Source organism: Limnothrix sp. HT2024 (genome assembly GCF_059138625.1).
Window position 1 is genome coordinate 2242279 of sequence record NZ_CM181121.1, and the last position, 17091, is coordinate 2259369.

The following is a 17091-nucleotide window of genomic DNA, read 5'->3' on the forward strand; positions in this document are numbered from 1 at the left end:
CCAATGACCGCAGGTAACTTGCGCAGGGCCAACAGCCGCCACCGGGAAAATCAGCTACTGCAACTTTAAATCGCCCCCCCGGGCTGTGTCTACCTCGCGCACCCAAAGGCGCTCTTCATTGCTGAAGGCCTCGAAGGCCGCCACTTGGGCCGCCAGTAGATCAGCCGTGGCATCGGCAATGTCGCCGGTTCGCTGATTGAGCCGATCGCGCAGCACCTCGATCGGGGCTTGGCAATGGACAATTTCCAAATCCAATTCCCGTTCTTGGGTGGCGGAAATCACCGTTTGGCGCAAGGCCTGGCGATCATACTTGGCATCAAGAATCACCGTTTCGCCCCGACTGGCCAAATCCAGCCCCAATTGCAGCAGGTGATCGTAGGTTTTGGCGGTCATTTCGGCGCTGTAAAGGGATTGCGGTCCCTTTTGATCCAGGGGCACAGCGCCCAGATGTTTGCGCACCGCGTCCGATCGAATCTGAATCCCGTTGGTTTGGCGAGCCAATTGCCGAGCCACGGTTGATTTACCCGATCCCGACAGGCCACACATCAAAATCACCTGACCCGATCGGGGTTGGGCATAGCTGGCCGCTTGGCGATAGTAAGCAGCGGCCCGATCGTGGGCGGCGGCCCGATCGGCCTCGGGAATTGCCGGATCGTTCAGCAAAAAGGAGGTGACCTTGGCTCGCACGTAGGATTGGCGGCTCAGATACAGCGGCAACAGGGCCAAACCAGCCCAATCGCCCGATCGCTCCGCATACTCATTGACAAAGGCATTGGCCAAATCAATGCGGCCCCGCGCTTCCAAGTCCATGGCCAAAAAAGCCACATCGTAAATCGTGTCCACAAACCGAAAAGGTTCGTTGAACTCAATGCAGTCAAACAACAGCGGGCGATCGTTCAGCCAACAGATATTGCCCAAGTGCAAATCGCCATGGCCATTGCGAATGAACCCACCGGCCACACGACTTTGGAATAGTGCCCCATTTTCCGCAAAAAATGTTTCTGTCCAACTTTGGGTCAGGTCAAATTGCGCTTGGGTTTGGGGCCCGCCAATATAGCCCGTGGTCTGTTGAAAGTTTTCATCAAAGGAAACTTTAATCTGGGGGATTTCCCCAAAGGAATTGATGTAATCGCTGGTGGGAGCGGTGCGGTGAAATTCCGCCACCACCCGAGCCAGCTCAATGATGTCTGCTTCGGTGATTTCGCCGCGATCGAACCGGGCGCTCATCAAATTTTCCTGAGGAAACTGATGCATTTTGACGGCATATTCCACCACTGAGTTTTCGGCCTCAGTTTGGGCGGCTTCACCCATTTCCGCCAATTGGTAGCGATCGCCCGTTTGAATAATGGGAACTACGCCCACATAGAGTTCCGCTGCGCTGCGTTGGTTGAGCGCAATTTCTTGAGCACAAAATTCCTTACGCCGCTCCAGGGTGGAATAGTCCAAAAAGCCAAAATTCACCGGCTTCTTCAGTTTATAAACCCAGTCTCCGGTGATGAACACAAAGGAAACGTGGGTTTGAATCAGGGCGATCGGCTCCTGCACCGGATGGGGATAGAACTCCGGCTGAAGCATCTGTTGCACCAAGGGCGGCAGCGTCGAATCCATGCACAAAACTCCTGAGGGGGACTGGCTCAATTTCACTGCTTGAATTCAACAGGTTCAATGCAACGAATGCAATGCAACAAACGCTCTAAAACTCTCAATCAAACGGGTTGAACGCCCAGGGTTCCCAGTTCAACATGGGTTCAACATGGGTTCAAAACACAAAGTAGGGCAATCGAAACTCAATTGCCCTACCTTCGCTTCATCAAGCATCCCGTCCGATTGCCAGGCGATTTAACCCTTAGCAGCCAGGAAGCTGACGTGATAGACCATGGCTGACTTCCAGGGGTGCTTCTGCACTTCTTGCAGCACCACGGAACCCTTCCAGTTCAAATCAGCGATCGTGAGTTCAACCGGAGTTTCGCCCACCTTAACCGATCGCAGCATGTAACCCAAATCCCGGGCATTGATCGTCAGCAACACCGAGTTTGCACCGTCGTGACCGTAGAGGTTCGCCGGAATCAAACCTTCGCGACGCAGAGCACCGGGCTTGCTGCCTTCGGGTCGGACTTGGGCTTCAAAAGTAAGGCTCATGGATGGTTCTCCTATTGTGGGATCGATCGCACTTAGTCAAGCAAGAATCGGCGGGCGATCGAGCTATCGTCGGCGTAGAAAGCCAGAGAATATTAACAGAAATTCAACCCCATTCCCCAATCTTGAGGAACTGCTTTCACAAGGTGATTTTGATCGGGAATGATCAAAAACGGGAAGAGATTGTCATCGGGGCAGGTTTCCAGCCTGCCCCTAGCAAACCTGTCCCTAGGGGGTTACAAGTCTGGTCTTGCGGGTTAACCCTGGCCGTTTTCGTACAGCAAGGCACGTTTGGGGCCGTGAATCGGGTCTTCGATGATGATCGTTTGATCGCGGCTGGCTCCCAAGGAAACAATCGCGATCGGCACGTCCATCAACTCCGCCAAAAACTTCAGATAGTCCAGCGCCTGCTTGGGCAAATCTTCCAGGTTGCGACAACCGCTGGTGGACGTTTGCCAACCGGGCAGGGTTTCATAAATCGGCTGGCACTTGGCGAATTGGTGTGACCCGGCGGGGAAATTTTCGCAGCGTTGGCCGTCGATTTCGTAGGCCACGCAAACTTTGATTTCCGCCAGCTCATCCAGCACGTCCAACTTGGTGATGGCCAAGCAATCCAGCCCATTGATCCGGGCGGCATAGCGGCCAATCACCGCATCAAACCAACCGCAACGGCGCTTGCGGCCCGTGGTGGTGCCAAACTCGGCCCCCCGTTCGCCCAAATGTTCTCCGGTTTCGTCCAGGGCTTCCGTGGGGAAGGGGCCTTCGCCAACGCGGGTGGTGTAGGCCTTGGCCACGCCAATCACCCGATCGATGATGGTGGGGCCCACGCCTGCCCCGATGCAGGCTCCCCCAGCCACCGGATTGGAAGAGGTGACATAGGGATAAGTCCCGTGGTCGAGATCCAGAAGCGTCCCTTGGGCCCCTTCAAACAGGACGTTTCGTTTTTGCTTCACCGCGTCGGCAATTTTGAGCGATGCGTCGATCACATGGGGCCGCAGTCGATCGCCATAGGCCAAATACTCTTCAATCACCGCTTCCGCGTCCAGCGGCGGCAGGTCGTAGAGCTTTTCGAGAATGACGTTCTTTTGGGCGATCGTCCAGCGCAGCAAGTCTGGCAGCGCCTCGCGATCGATCAAATCCATGACCCGGATACCGGTACGCTCGGATTTGTCGGCGTAGGTCGGGCCAATGCCGCGCCCCGTCGTCCCAATCTTGTAGTTACCGCGTTTTTCCTCCGCCGCGCGATCGATCAGCCGGTGATAGGGCATGGTCACGTGGGCCGTTTCCGCAATCAACAGGTTGTCCGTTGAAATGCCCAACGCCACGAGCTGATCGAGTTCTTCAATCAGCACTTGCGGATCAATGACCGTGCCCGAGCCAATGATGCACTCGGTTTCGGGATACAAAATGCCAGACGGAATGAGGTGCAGTTTGAACACTTGGTCTTGAACAACGACCGTGTGTCCGGCATTGACCCCCCCTTGGTAGCGAACTACCACGTCGGCCGACCGACTGAGGAGATCTGTAATTTTGCCTTTGCCCTCGTCGCCCCACTGGGCCCCAATTACAACGACGTTAGCCAACGGTTTAGCGGTGTTTGAGTTTACACAAACGACGATTATCAGGATCGAGGTGTAAAGGTGTCAACCGGGCGATCGAGGCGGTGACTGGGTGAAATCGCTCGGGGGGATATAGGCTCGGGCGATCGCGCCCGATTTAATTTTCTTAAGCAACAATAAAAATATCGAAATGATCGCCGGTTCTTGGGCCCTGTCGTCATTTTTCGAGGTGATGCTGAAACGGTTGGTTTTCCGTTCCCCAATCGTCTTAGACAAGGGGCTTAAGCCCCTTGCTCCCCACGATCCGCTAACGGCAGATCTCGGGTTTTGGGCAATTTGACGATAGGCCCTAAGCCCCTTGCTCCCCACGATCCGCTAACGGCAGATCTCGGGTTTTGGGCAATTTGACGATAGGCCCTGGGCCCGATCGGGACGATTTCCAGCTTCGATCGCGATCGCTCGCAAGACTCAGTACTCTCGGGGACGCTTCTATGGCATTACATGCAGAACTGCATCGGCATTTGGGTGGTTCGGTCGTGCCTCGGGTGCTGTGGCGCTATTTTGAACGGCATCGATCGGACTTAACGACCCAATTTCCAGACTATGGGGCATTTGAGGATTTCTACACCCGTCCTCGCAAAACCCTGGCGGAGTATTTGGAGCTGCATTCGTTGGTGGAAAGTGTGCAGACCCAGGAAATGTTGCCCTATTTCATCTATCGCCTGATTCGGGGGGCCTACATTTTTGAAAATCTGGCCTATTTGGAGTTGCGCTACACGCCCTATCTGCGCACCCCTGAGCATTTGCCGATGGGAGAGCGGATCGATCGGATGGCTGACATTGTGCAAACGGTGGGCCAGGCCAGCCAGGTGGTGGATTGCCCGATCGTCACCAGCCAAATTTTATGTATGCATGTCAAGTTGCCCTATGAGGTGAATCGGGCGATCGTGGAGCTAGCAGCCCAATCACGGGACTATGTTTGCGCGATCGACCTGGCGGGTGGGGACGATTTGTATGGCGATCGATTGCATGAGTGGATTGAGCTATACGAATTGGCGCGATCGCTCGGTCTCAAAACCACAGGCCATGTTTACGAAACGCCCATGGGGCAATGTCCCGACCTCTTGCCACTGTTGATGCGAATTGGCCATGGGATTCAAATTCCCCTGCAATATCCCGAACTGTTGCCCGATTTGGCCCGCCGGGGACAATGTTTGGAAGTGTGCCCCACCACCTATCTCAAAACGGGAACCATGAGCGATTTACGGGAACTGAAAACCGTGTTCGATCGCTGCTTTGAGGCGGGGGTTGAAATTGCCATTTGCACCGACAATGCGGGGTTGCATAATGTGCGGTTACCCTTTGAATACGAAACCCTGCTGACCTTGGATGTGATTGATTTTGAGCAGTTGGAAGCCTGCCAAGAAGCAGCGTTTCGCCATGCGTTTGCTTGGCCCCACAGTGCTCGCCCGGCGGCCGTTTTGGGCAGTTTGTTCGATCGCAAAATTCCGCGCGATCGGGTCAGCAACCAACCCCTAGGCGCTTTGGGTTAACCCACGGGCTGCTCACTGAGATCGCTGGTTTCCGGATCGGGAGCGGCATCGGCCGCCATCGATCGCGCCATGGCCGCCCCGATCGCATCCACCAGCCGCCCCACGGGGATCAGTTCCATTCCCCGAATTCGCACATCGGAACCCTTGGGCACGATCGCCCGTTTAAATCCTAATTTCGCGGCTTCCTTGAGCCGCAATTCCAGTTGGGAAACGGGGCGCACTTGGCCGCCCAAACCCACCTCGCCAATCAGCACCGTGCCCGGATCAACGATGCGATCGCGGAAACTGGCCACCAGGGCCACGGCCACCCCCAAATCCGCCGCCGGTTCCTCCACGCTCAGGCCGCCGGAGGTGGACACGTAGGCATCGAGCCGCGACAGGGGCACGCCCACCCGTTTTTCCAGCACCGCCAAAATTTGCAGCAGCCGGTTATATTCCATGCCCGTGGTGACGCGGCGGGGCGAGGAATAGCTTGTGGGGCTGACGAGGGCTTGCAGTTCCGCCACGATCGGGCGGGTTCCTTCGCAGGCCACGATCGTCGCCGTGCCCGGGACGCGCTCATCCCGGTTGCCCAAAAAGAGGGCGGAGGGGTTGGCCACTTCCAACAGCCCCCGATCGACCATTTCAAACACACCCAACTCCTGGGTTGCGCCAAAGCGATTTTTAACCGATCGCAACAGGCGAAAACTGGCAAATCGATCGCCCTCAAAATAGAGCACCGTATCCACCAAATGCTCCAGCACCTTGGGCCCGGCGATCGCCCCCTCCTTGGTCACATGGCCCACCAACAACATGGCCACATCCTGCCGCTTGGCCAGCCGCATCAGGGCCGAAGTACATTCCCGCACTTGGGCCACGGATCCCGGTGCAGAAGCCAGCGCGGGCAAATAAATCGCCTGCACGCTGTCGATAATGGCGATCGCCGGTCGCAAGCTTTCAATTTCCGCCAAAATTGGCTCTAAATCCGTTTCCGGCAGCAGGTATAAATCGGCGCGATCGTCCGGTGATTCCTCCGGGAGCTGGCCCGAGATCAATTCCGCCGCCGGAGCCTGTACCCCCAATCGCTGGGCCCGCAACTTCACCTGCTGTCCCGATTCTTCGGCACAAACGTAAAGGACTCGGCGCGATCGAGCCAGTTGGTTAGCCGTTTGCAACAACAGGGTTGATTTACCGATGCCCGGATCGCCGCCAATCAACACCAAGGAGCCGGGCACAATTCCCCCGCCCAAAACTCGATCGAGTTCTCGAAACCCAGAAGCCCAGCGAGATCGGGGGCGATCGCGAATTTCGGCCAAGGTACGAGCCGCGATCGGGCTGGCCGGCTCTTGGGGGCGAGATCCCTTGCGCGATCGGGTGGTGGCGGCCACGGCGGCTCGGCCCGTGGCGCTGGGTTCCGGAGCCAACACCTCTTCCACCAGAGTGCCCCACTGGCCACAACTGGGACAGCGCCCGAACATTTGGGCTTCCACGCCTCCGCAGGCGCTGCAAACGTAGCGGGTTTTTACCTTCGCCATGCGATCGTCTCCCCTTTGATCCAGCCCTTGGCGGCCGTTTTTCACCCCATTTGGCGCTGGTTCAATTCAGTTCCCCCAGCCTAGTAATTCCTTTGCCTTTTAAGGGCCACTCCAGGAATGGCCATCCCTAGAATGGCAACCCACGGAAGAAGAATCCACAAAAGCACAACAAATTAAGAAATTTCTGCAATTGTTTCAATTTCGTTGCAACATGGCGACAGACACCCCGCTTGTTTTTAATAAAGGGTGCATTCCCAATCAGTTACACTTCCGGACTTCAAAGAATTGGAGTCAAATGCGCTCCCATCGCACATCAGAGTGGGCAATTTGTCAATCCATTTTGCCGAAATCAGCCCTCAACCTGCGCCGCGATCGACTGATAATCTCCAAAACGGAAGAGAAACGGCGGTTAGAATTGCCTCTTTAAATGTCCTCGGTACAATAAAGCGATAAAAGCCGAAAGATAGCGATTCAAAAACACGCAAAAGTTCACGCAGAAGTTAAAGCCATTGGAGGAGGCCTCTCCTTGGATAGTCACAAAGAAAAAATCCTGGTTGTTGACGACGAAGCCAGCATTCGCCGTATTCTAGAAACCCGCCTGTCTATGATTGGCTATGAGGTGGTCACGGCTGCCGATGGCGAAGAAGCCCTGGACGTGTTTCGGAAGGCGGGGCCGGATCTGGTGGTGTTGGATGTGATGATGCCAAAGCTGGATGGCTATGGCGTGTGCCAGGAACTCCGCAAGGAATCGGATATTCCGATCATTATGCTCACGGCGCTGGGCGATGTGGCCGATCGAATCACGGGTCTGGAATTGGGGGCCGATGATTATGTGGTGAAGCCCTTTTCGCCCAAGGAGTTGGAAGCTCGGATTCGTTCGGTGCTGCGACGGGTGGACAAAAACCACGCCTCCGGAATTCCCAGCTCCGGCGTGATTCAGGTGGCCAACATTCGCATTGACACCAATAAGCGCCAGGTTTACAAGGGCGATGAGCGCATTCGGCTGACGGGGATGGAATTTAGCCTGTTGGAGCTGTTGGTGTCGCGATCGGGCGAACCATTCTCGCGGGCAGAGATTTTGCAGGAAGTTTGGGGCTACACGCCCGAGCGCCATGTGGACACGCGCGTGGTGGATGTTCACATTTCTCGACTGCGGGCCAAGCTGGAGGAAGACCCCAGCAATCCGGAACTGATCTTGACGGCGCGGGGCACGGGTTACCTGTTCCAACGCATCCTGGACGCAAACGAGGTTTAGGGGCCCGGCGGGCCCCCGGCAGCTATGGCGCGATCGCAAACCAATCGTTGGCTGCAAAATTTGCCGATCGCGGTGGGCATGGCGATCGGGGTGGGGCTGTTTGTGAATCGGCTCTGGACTCCTCAAATCAGCGAGTGGCAGGCGCGATCGGACGTGGCAGGGACGATCGCCTGTGCTTTCTTGATTTTGACCGGGTTGCTCTGGCAGCGGGTGCAACCCAAGTTGCCGGATGCGGTGACACTAACGGGGTCGGAAGGGTTTGAGCTAGCGCCCGATCTCGATCGCCCGTTGCAGGTGGAATTGGCCTGGGCTTCCCACCTGTTGCTAACCAACACGGTGACCCGATCGGTGGTGGTTTACCGGGGCGATCGCGCGGCGGGGCAAACATTGCTCCGGCGCGGTGTTTTGGGCCCGCAAGCGATCGTCAAACCGGGGCCGATCGTCCAGCGGGCGATCGATAAACAGCAGCCGATCTACCTTGTGGATTTGAAGGTTTATCCCGGCCGGATTGAGTTTGACTATTTACCCGAAAATACCCAGGGCGTGATTGTGCAGCCTTTGGGCGATCGGGGCGTGTTGATTTTGGGAGCCAACGCCCCCCGCAGTTACACCAACCAAGACGAGCGCTGGATTGCGGGCATTGCGGATAAGCTCGCTAACTCGATCGAAGCCGCAACTTTGTGAGGTATGGCGATGACTCGCGATCAACGGTGGCTCGCAACCCTTTGGAAGCGCTGTACGATCGTGACCATGCCCTATTGAAGAACGAGCCAACAGGGGGCAGCGCGAGCAATGGAGCTAATCCCTTGCGGCCGGCAATACCTCATCGATCGAGAGCGGGTTATGGCATACAGCGACTTTAGTTTGGCCCAGGCGATCGACCAATTTTCCCTGAATCTATACGATCGACCTCATCATTTTGAGCCAGTGCCGCCGATTCATCCGAGCGATCGCCTGCGGGAACTGCTGCAAGAAAATGTTCCTTTGGCCCTAGCCAGTAATACGGAAAAGGCCCGATCGGAATGGATTATTGCGCCTATCTTGGTGGAGCTACGGCGACAACTGGCGGGGCAAATTAGCTTATTTTCTGGGATTGATTTTGATATTGATCCGAGCTGTGGATTGAACGGCCGTTGCGATTTTTTAGTGGCGCGATCGCCCGAACTATTGCTCTTGAAATCACCCGTAACCGTATTGGTAGAAGCCAAGCGTGAAAACATCAATAGTGGTTTGGGGCAATGTGTGGCTGAAATGGTCGCAGCTTGGCGATTCAATCAGCAGGCCAATGATCCGATTCCATCGATTTATGGAGTGGTGACCACCGGAACCACTTGGAAGTTTTTAGGGCTACGCGATCACGACAGCAGACTAATTTTAGAAATTGATTTAGATGAGTATTACCTCAATCAGCTTGATCGGATTCTCGGAATTTTAACGTTCTGCGTGACTGGCCAAGCCCCTTAAATGGAAGTCCCTGAGAGGATATTTGAGGAGTGCTTTGGGGTACTGACACAGGTTGATAACAGATTCAACAATGCAGTAGCACAGCAGTCTTCGGGGGCTGGATCATCTCATTTCTCAACCAAAATTGATTAAGAATTGGACGATTTCTGAAGTCAGCCACTGAAGCTTACTGTGCTACTAGAAGTTAGAAAGTTAGAAATTGCCGCGATCGATCAACAACTTTCAACAACTTTCAACAACTTTCAATCGATCAGTTCCAATCGATCAGCGGATTTCAGGTGTTGGCCTTAGGAAGCAACGCTGGCAGCCGTGCGGCGGCGGCGGCGACCCGAAGGCGTGGCGGGAGACTCAGAGGAGATCGAGTCGGCGGCAGCGGCAACGGCAGCGTTGCCCGTCGGGGCAGCCGGAGCCGGGCGATCGCGCCGCACAGAAATCGGAGCCGCGATCGGCTGCACCAACACCACCACCTGAGGCGTGCCCACAAAGTCGCGACGCAACAGCCGCTGGAATTCGCGCTCCAGTTCCACCTTCAGGCCGCCCCAATCGATATCGTCATCGCTGCGGCGAGCTGGATTGGTGACAAAACGCTCAAATCGGTTGCTGAGGAAGTTTTTCAAGGTTGCCCCGATCGCTCCTGCCAGCTTGGATGGGTCAATGCTGCTGACCACACCGCTCATATGCACCTGGGGATCGCAGGCCAACTGACCCGTGCTGTAGATGCTGGCGGCAACGGTCACCAGGCCTTCGTTGGCCAACTGTTGCCGTTCGCGCAGGGCCCGATCGCTCACCACACCCGATCGAGACGCATCCACCAGCTCAATCCCCGAAGGAACCCGATCGCCAATCTTGATCGAATCCTGGGTCAGTTCCACCACATCGCCATTTTCGATGATCACCATGTTGTCCGCCGGAATGCCCAAGCTCTGGGCAATTTCCGCGTGCTTCACCAACATCCGGTGCTCACCATGCACCGGCATGAAGAACTTGGGCCGCGTCAGGCTAATCATCAGCTTGTGATCTTCCTGGGAGCCGTGACCGGAAACGTGAATCCCCTTGTCGCGCCCATAGACCACATTCGCCCCCAGCATCATCAGCCGGTCGATCGTGTTCACCACCGCGATCGTGTTGCCGGGAATCGGATTCGCCGACAGCACCACCGTATCGCCATTGCGAATCTTGATTTGGCGATGTTCGCCCTTGGAAATTCGCGTCAGGGCCGACAGCGGCTCGCCCTGGGAACCGGTGGTCAAAATCACCACCTTGTGATCGGGGTAATTTTGCAGCTCATGAATCGGCACAAACAGATCATCCGGGCATTTCACGTAGCCCAAGTTGCGCGCATGGGCGATCGTATTTAGCATCGATCGACCCAGCACCGACACCACCCGGCCTTGCTTGTGGGCAATGTCCAAAATCATGTTCACCCGATGCACCGATGACGCAAACGTCGTCACCAACAGGCGACCCGGTGCTTTTGCAAAGGCCCGTTCCAAATTCGGATAAACCGACTTTTCCGAAGGGGTGAAACCGGGAATTTCCGCGTTGGTTGAATCACTGATCAGGCACAAAACGCCCTTTTCACCGTATTCCGCCAACCGCTGAAGATCGAAATATTCACCATCAACGGGCGTGTGATCAAACTTGAAATCACCCGTGTGAATCACCACACCCAGTGGCGTGTGAATCGCCACCGAAAAACTGTCAGCCATCGAGTGGGTATTGCGGATAAATTCCACCAGAAACTTGGTTCCCACTCGCACAAATTCGCGCGGGCCCACGGTGCGAATTTCCGTGCGATCGCTCACGCCGGCTTCTTCCAATTTGTCCGACAGCAGCGCCATCGCCAGACGCGGACCATAGATCACCGGAATATCCACTTGCTTCAGGTGGAAGGCAATGCCGCCAATGTGGTCTTCGTGACCGTGGGTGACAATCATGCCCTTAATTTTTTCGCGATTGTCCCGCAGATAAGTCATATCCGGCAGCACAATTTGAATGCCGTGCATTCCATCGGTGGGGAAAGCCAGCCCCGCATCCAGCATCATGATTTCATCTTCATATTCGAAGATGCAGGTGTTTTTACCAATTTCATGCAAGCCACCCAGAGGAATAATTTTCAGCGTTCCGGGCTTGCCGTTGCTGATGAATTGGGTCGAAGGTTGAGCAGCCGAAAAGTTAGTTCTGGGGGGAGCGGTCACGAGGTTTTGACTCATAGGGATAGAGGGGGAAAAGGTACGATCGGTTGATTGAGCAAACGATTGATCAAAGGTCGCAGCATGATCTGCTTGCAACAATTTCTTGGGGGTGGCTTGGGAGTTGGAGTTTCGCTTGCGAATTACGCCAGGAGCAGAGCGCCGAACATCATCACGGGAGCTATCTTTCACGTCTTTTGCTGCCACGTTTTTACTTCCAGGGGCGATCGGGGTTGCGGAAATTTCGGGATTCATTCCACGGGCCAACTCGCTGGCCAGCTCGCCACCGTTAGCCACGGAAGATTCGGAATCTGCTTGCTGACGAATTCGCTTTCTAACTTGAGTCATTTGCCTCCAAAAATTTCACTATTTAGCGTTGGAACCGGTCACCAGACTGTTAGCAACGAATGGGGGAGTACCGTCATGTCCTCTCATTGGGAAAGGAGCAAACCTGATTTTTGATGGTTAGTGATGGGCGGTACTCAGCCTGTTAAACGATTGAGCTGGTTGTCTCAATCAACCCGTCATCCCCAGCCGAATTACACGATCGGCGGTGGGTTGCTGCTGCGGGAAACTTGGGTCGGGATTGGGGCCCGAAGCTGGCAGAACCTTCTTGAAGGTTTTTCAAAAGTTCTTCAAGAAGACGCTTTCTGAAAAGCGGCGCAAAGTCCTGCTGTACAAAATTCTGCTGTGCAAATCTGCTGTGCAAAATCCTGTGAAATGCTGTGCCGAATCTTCTAGGTTCAACACATTCACCAAACTCATGAATTGCATCAAGGGGTAACCATCTGGGGAAAAAACTTGTTTCAAGATCGGTCGGTGGATCCGTTCGATCGATCCAATTCGCCACCGCCAATCAGTCTAAATTCAACACAATGATTGCTCTCAAAATCGGGATTCCAAATGGGAATTCCAAATGAGGATTCCAAATGAGGATTCCAAATGAGGATTATTTAGAGCGCTCAAAAGATTGTTCAAAAAATCGAACCCCTCAGCAGTTCTAAGAGCAATCAAATGCGGGGACTCCCATTCTTATTAAACAAGCCACTGTCAGATATTCCGGATTCATGATTAGCTTGCAGCTCCCTGCTCGCAATGAGCCGTTGAAAATTTTGCAGATTTCACAGGTTGTTGAGAAAACGATGATTGAGTCATGCTGAGCGATCGGATGTTTTTTAACATGGTTAACGGCAATGGGCTTGTTGAATGGGTTAATTGGGGTTTGCAATGGGTTGTGAGCGAGATTTTAGTTGAGCCGCTTAGTGGATTTTTTTAATGGAACTGTTTTATGAACCGGTTGCACTGAGTTGCTTTAACAAACTGCTGATTCAAAATTTTTAGTCAGAGCTTTTAGTTAATCCGGAATCTGGTGCTTTAATTTTAAGCGGCCCTCGAATCTTGAAGGGCTGGGCAGTGCCAATTTGCTCTCAGTCTAATCCAAGTTTTGGAATTTGGATGACTTAATTTGGATGACTTAATCCTATGCCACTCGATCGGGATGATGGTGAGTTAATGGCTTGAGCGATCGGGCGGTTTATTTTATCCAAGAGTCCGTGACTCAACGATCAACGATTTGAAACCAACTTAAAGCTTCATCGAGGCAACAAACTTGCAATTTTTTGAACTGATATTGCTGGTTCTGAGCAAAGTTGAAAGTCGTTGATTAACATTCTACTCAGTACTTTCTACCTAGTATTTTGCTCAATCTTTGACCCAATAGCTTGTGCAGTAATCGCCCTAGGGCTGTCCTTCGTCTATTGGCGTGGGGCGATCAAGAAAGGGTCGATCGCGCATTTGGTTCATCGCTCGCTGATTGTCCATCAGTTACCCAGCAATCACCGATCGATCACCCGTTGGTTGTCAGCGACTGTTGCTAGTTCACTGTGGCAGCAGGTCTAACTCCGCCATTGCCTGTTTCAGGGCTTGGCGAACAGGATCCGGGCAAGGGATCAACGGCAGGCGCGGTTCCCCCACTTCCCAGCCTAACAGTTCTAGCGCGGCTTTGACGGGAATTGGATTCGTGGTCAAGAACAAGGCTTTAAACAAGGGTAACAAAGCCAAATGTTCTGTCAATGCGTCGTTGACCTGGCCCGCTTCAAAGGCGCGAATCATGCTTTGAATCCGATCGCCCACGAGATGGCTGGCCACGCTGACCACCCCCGAGGCCCCCACCGCCAACATGGGCAAGGTCAGGGAATCGTCTCCAGAATAGATCTTGAAGGTGGGCGGAGTCAGACGACGGACGGCGCTCACTTGGTCAAGGTTACCGCTGGCTTCTTTGATCGCCACAATATTCGGCAATTCCGCCAGTTGGGCCACCGTTTCCGGCAGCAGGTTTTGGCCCGTGCGTCCCGGAATGTTGTACAGCATCAGGGGGAACTCGGGCACGGCGGCGGCGATCGCCCGGAAATGGGCGGCGAGTCCCTCTTGGGGCGGTTTGTTGTAGTAGGGAACCACTTGCAACGAACCGTCCAGACCGAGCTTCGCGGCCTTTTCGGTGGCGGCGATCGCCTCGCGGGTTGAGTTGGATCCCGTGCCGGCCATCACCTTGGCGCTGCCCGCCGCTTGCTTAACGATGCGAAACAGTTCGTATTCTTCGTCCCAGGTTAAGGTTGGCGATTCACCGGTCGTGCCGCACACCACCAGTGTGTCGGTTCCGTGCGCCACGAGATTGCGCGTCAGTTGCTCGACGATCGTGTAGTTAACGCTGCCATCTTGGGCAAACGGCACGATCATCGCGGTCATGACTCGTCCGAAGTCAATCACCCAGTATTGTCCTTAAGTTAGAGCGACGTTACGTTTAGTTGATGCCATCTTAGCTGATTTGGGCGATCGCGCACGGCCCAATGGGCGATCAGGCGCTTGCGGGGTTTCCAGCGAGTTTTCCTAAGGATTAATCAACCGGTTTTCGCTATTTTTCGGGGATCCCTCCCTGGGTCGATCGCCCCAGAAAAACTCCGGCACTGACGATCGGGCAGTGGCCTAATCCAAACGCTGGAGAGGAGCCAGGTTGGGATCAAAGATTTTTTGACCCAAGCCGGGAAATCGCACTGAAATGGTGACCTTGCGCCCGTTTTCAAACACATGTATCACCTTACCCTCGCCAAAGGTGTCGTGAATCACCCGATCGCCCACTTCCCAAGCTTGGGGCGGCGTGGTTTTGGTCGGGCGCGGATTGGGTTTGGGGGTGGGTCGGGCCGCAGCCGATCGCCGATTGGCCGATCCCGCCAAGGCCGTGGGCCCCGATCGACGATTGCTCCGCCCCTCGGCAATTAAGTGCTCCGGCGGCAGCTCACCCAAAAACACCGAAGGAACCGAAGGCTCGCGCATTCCTCCCCAAAGCCGCCGCTCCTGGGCATGGGTTAAGAACAATTGCTCCTGGGCGCGGGTAATGCCCACATAGCAAAGGCGGCGCTCTTCTTCGAGCGATCGGGGATCGTCCATGGAACGGAAGTTGGGAAACAGTCCCTGTTCCAGCCCCACCAAAAACACCACCGGAAATTCCAGCCCCTTGGCCGCATGGAGCGTCATCAGGGACACGGCGTTTTTGCCCTCCTTCAAATCATCCAAATCCGAAGCCAGCGCCGCATTTTCCAGAAAGTTCGTCAAGGATCCGTCGCTGGTGTCTTCCGCATATTGGGTCATGGCGTTGGCCAATTCCGCCAAATTCGCCAGGCGATCGCTCGCTTCATCCGTGCCCTCCGCTTGCAATTCCCGCACGTAGCCCGATCCCTGAAGAATGCCATCCAAAATTGTGGCGGCGGGTTGTTGATCCACCTGGCCTTGCCAGGTTTGGATCATTTGCACAAACTCCAACAAGGGCTTAGCCGTGCGTCCGGCCAGGGTTTTCACCGACGTTTCATCACTCAGAATTTCCCAAAGCGGCACGCCCAACTGATCGGCCGCATTCTCTAGGCGATCGAGCGTGGTCTTGCCCACCCCACGCTTGGGCACATTAATCACCCGCTTCAGGCTAATACTATCGTTGGGATTGGTGAGCAGGCGCAAATAGGCCAGGGTGTCCTTAATTTCCTTGCGGTCATAGAACCGTAATCCCCCCACCATGGTGTAAGGAATTCCCAACCGCAACAACACATCTTCAAAGGGACGAGATTGGGCATTGGTGCGATACAAAATAGCAAAGCTGCCCCAATTTAATTCGGGGTTTTGTTGCTCCAGCTTGCGAATTTTCTGAACCACATACTCCGCTTCATCCATTTCGTGGTCTGATTCATAGACCGCGATCGGGTCACCGGCTCCGCGTGTGGGCCGCAATACTTTATCAATGCGTTCTGTGTTGCGTTCAATAAGTTCGTTGGCCACCTGCAAAATGTTTTCGCGCGATCGATAGTTTTCCTCCAGCTTCACCATCGTCCGCGTGTCGTCATCGGGCAGTCGATCGCCAAAATCATCCTGAAAATCTAGCAGAATTGTGAAGTCGGCCGCTCGAAACGAATAAATAGACTGATCCGCATCACCCACCACAAAGATCGATCGATGGTTCCACTGGTCAAAGCTTTCGGAAGATTCCCCATTGGTTACCAGCAGCCGAATCAGGTCGTATTGGGTGCGGTTAGTATCTTGATATTCATCCACGAGAATATGGCGGAATCGGCTGTGCCAATAGCCCAAAACCGATTCATTTTGCTGAAAAAGCTGCACCGGTAATCCAATCAGATCATCAAAATCTAAGGCATTGTTGGCCGCCAAAGCCGCTTGGTAGCGATCATAAACCGTGGCGATCGTCCGACCGCGAAAAGTGGGGTCGTTGCGTTCCACTTCTTCCGGCGACAGACCCTGATTTTTAGCATTGCTAATGGCAAAGCGCACCTGTCTGGGCTGAAATTTTTTATCGTCCAGATTGAGATCTTTGGTGACAATTTGCTTAATCAGGCTTTGGACATCGGATTCATCAAAAATCGTGAAATTCTTAGTCCAACGATAGCCTTTGGGATGTTGAAATTTTTCCAGATCAAACCGCAGAATTCGAGCACAGAGGGCGTGAAAAGTGCCGATCCACAGGTGCTTGATGGTGTCCTTATAGACCTGCGATTTCAGGCGCGTTTGCTCCTCGGGCCGCAACAGGTCAAAGGGCTTGCCAAAGCGCGATCGGGCCTCCTGTTGGGCAAAGAGGGTTTCAATCCGCTCCTTCATTTCCCGTGCGGCCTTGTTGGTGAAGGTCACGGCCAAAATCTGATCCGGATCCACGCGGTGGTGTTGAATCAGGTGGGCAATCCGGAAGGTGAGGGCGCGGGTTTTGCCCGACCCAGCCCCCGCCACCACCAATAGGGGCCCCTGGTAATGTTCAACGGCGCGGCGCTGGGCGGGGTTCAGTTGGGCAAGAAACGCAGACATGCGGGAAAAAACGGGGATAGGCGATGGAAAACTGAAAACGGGCAACACCCAAAAACAGGCGAA

General features: G+C 54.5%; 12 protein-coding genes. 4 read left to right on the top strand and 8 right to left on the bottom strand.

Annotation, left to right across the window (positions count from 1 at the left end; genetic code table 11):
* Nucleotides 1-54: 54 nt before the first annotated feature.
* The 4 genes from AC2IAX_RS08970 to AC2IAX_RS08985 all read right to left on the bottom strand — a co-directional run bounded on the left by AC2IAX_RS08970 (nt 55) and on the right by AC2IAX_RS08985 (nt 3971).
* Nucleotides 55-1608: a bifunctional aminoglycoside phosphotransferase/ATP-binding protein gene (locus AC2IAX_RS08970; RefSeq protein ID WP_494390232.1), complete on the bottom strand. Its 1554-nt coding sequence runs from the start codon at nt 1606-1608 to the stop codon at nt 55-57.
* Nucleotides 1609-1839: 231 nt separating this feature from the next.
* Complete coding sequence (rplY, locus tag AC2IAX_RS08975; RefSeq protein ID WP_494390233.1) at nt 1840-2139, bottom strand: 50S ribosomal protein L25; 300 nt, start codon at nt 2137-2139, stop codon at nt 1840-1842.
* 254 nt (nt 2140-2393) lie between these two features.
* Nucleotides 2394-3719, bottom strand: a complete 1326-nt coding sequence (locus AC2IAX_RS08980; RefSeq protein ID WP_494390234.1) for an adenylosuccinate synthase — start codon at nt 3717-3719, stop codon at nt 2394-2396.
* A 60-nt stretch (nt 3720-3779) separates the two neighbouring features.
* Nucleotides 3780-3971: a hypothetical protein gene (locus AC2IAX_RS08985; RefSeq protein ID WP_494390235.1), complete on the bottom strand. Its 192-nt coding sequence runs from the start codon at nt 3969-3971 to the stop codon at nt 3780-3782.
* Nucleotides 3972-4186: 215 nt separating this feature from the next.
* Here AC2IAX_RS08985 and AC2IAX_RS08990 point away from each other — a divergent pair, with 215 nt between their 5' ends.
* Nucleotides 4187-5248, top strand: a complete 1062-nt coding sequence (locus tag AC2IAX_RS08990) for an adenosine deaminase (RefSeq protein ID WP_494390236.1) — start codon at nt 4187-4189, stop codon at nt 5246-5248.
* Here the strand turns inward: AC2IAX_RS08990 and radA are convergent.
* Nucleotides 5245-6762 (bottom strand): DNA repair protein RadA, encoded by a 1518-nt coding sequence (gene radA, locus AC2IAX_RS08995; RefSeq protein WP_494390237.1) that lies wholly within the window; start codon nt 6760-6762, stop codon nt 5245-5247. The two genes, AC2IAX_RS08990 and radA, sit on opposite strands and share 4 nt — an antisense overlap.
* Before the next feature lie 526 nt (nt 6763-7288).
* Here radA and rpaB point away from each other — a divergent pair.
* The 3 genes from rpaB (at nt 7289) to AC2IAX_RS09010 (ending at nt 9481) form a co-directional block, all read left to right on the top strand.
* Nucleotides 7289-8017, top strand: coding sequence for a response regulator transcription factor RpaB (rpaB, locus tag AC2IAX_RS09000; RefSeq protein WP_099531901.1), 729 nt, complete (start codon nt 7289-7291; stop codon nt 8015-8017).
* 24 nt (nt 8018-8041) lie between these two features.
* Nucleotides 8042-8701, top strand: coding sequence for a cofactor assembly of complex C subunit B (locus AC2IAX_RS09005; RefSeq protein WP_494390238.1), 660 nt, complete (start codon nt 8042-8044; stop codon nt 8699-8701).
* A 159-nt stretch (nt 8702-8860) separates the two neighbouring features.
* Nucleotides 8861-9481, top strand: coding sequence for a hypothetical protein (locus AC2IAX_RS09010; RefSeq protein WP_494390239.1), 621 nt, complete (start codon nt 8861-8863; stop codon nt 9479-9481).
* Nucleotides 9482-9768: 287 nt separating this feature from the next.
* Here the strand turns inward: AC2IAX_RS09010 and AC2IAX_RS09015 are convergent, their stop codons facing one another.
* The 3 genes from AC2IAX_RS09015 to pcrA form a co-directional block, all read right to left on the bottom strand.
* Nucleotides 9769-12021 carry a ribonuclease J gene (locus AC2IAX_RS09015; protein ID WP_494390240.1) on the bottom strand — a complete coding sequence of 751 codons (2253 nt, stop codon included), beginning with the start codon at nt 12019-12021 and terminating at the stop codon, nt 9769-9771.
* Nucleotides 12022-13551: 1530 nt separating this feature from the next.
* Nucleotides 13552-14439: a 4-hydroxy-tetrahydrodipicolinate synthase gene (gene dapA, locus AC2IAX_RS09020; RefSeq protein ID WP_494390241.1), complete on the bottom strand. Its 888-nt coding sequence runs from the start codon at nt 14437-14439 to the stop codon at nt 13552-13554.
* A 216-nt stretch (nt 14440-14655) separates the two neighbouring features.
* Nucleotides 14656-17028: a DNA helicase PcrA gene (gene pcrA / locus AC2IAX_RS09025; RefSeq protein ID WP_494390242.1), complete on the bottom strand. Its 2373-nt coding sequence runs from the start codon at nt 17026-17028 to the stop codon at nt 14656-14658.
* Between the last annotated feature and the right edge of the window lie 63 nt (nt 17029-17091).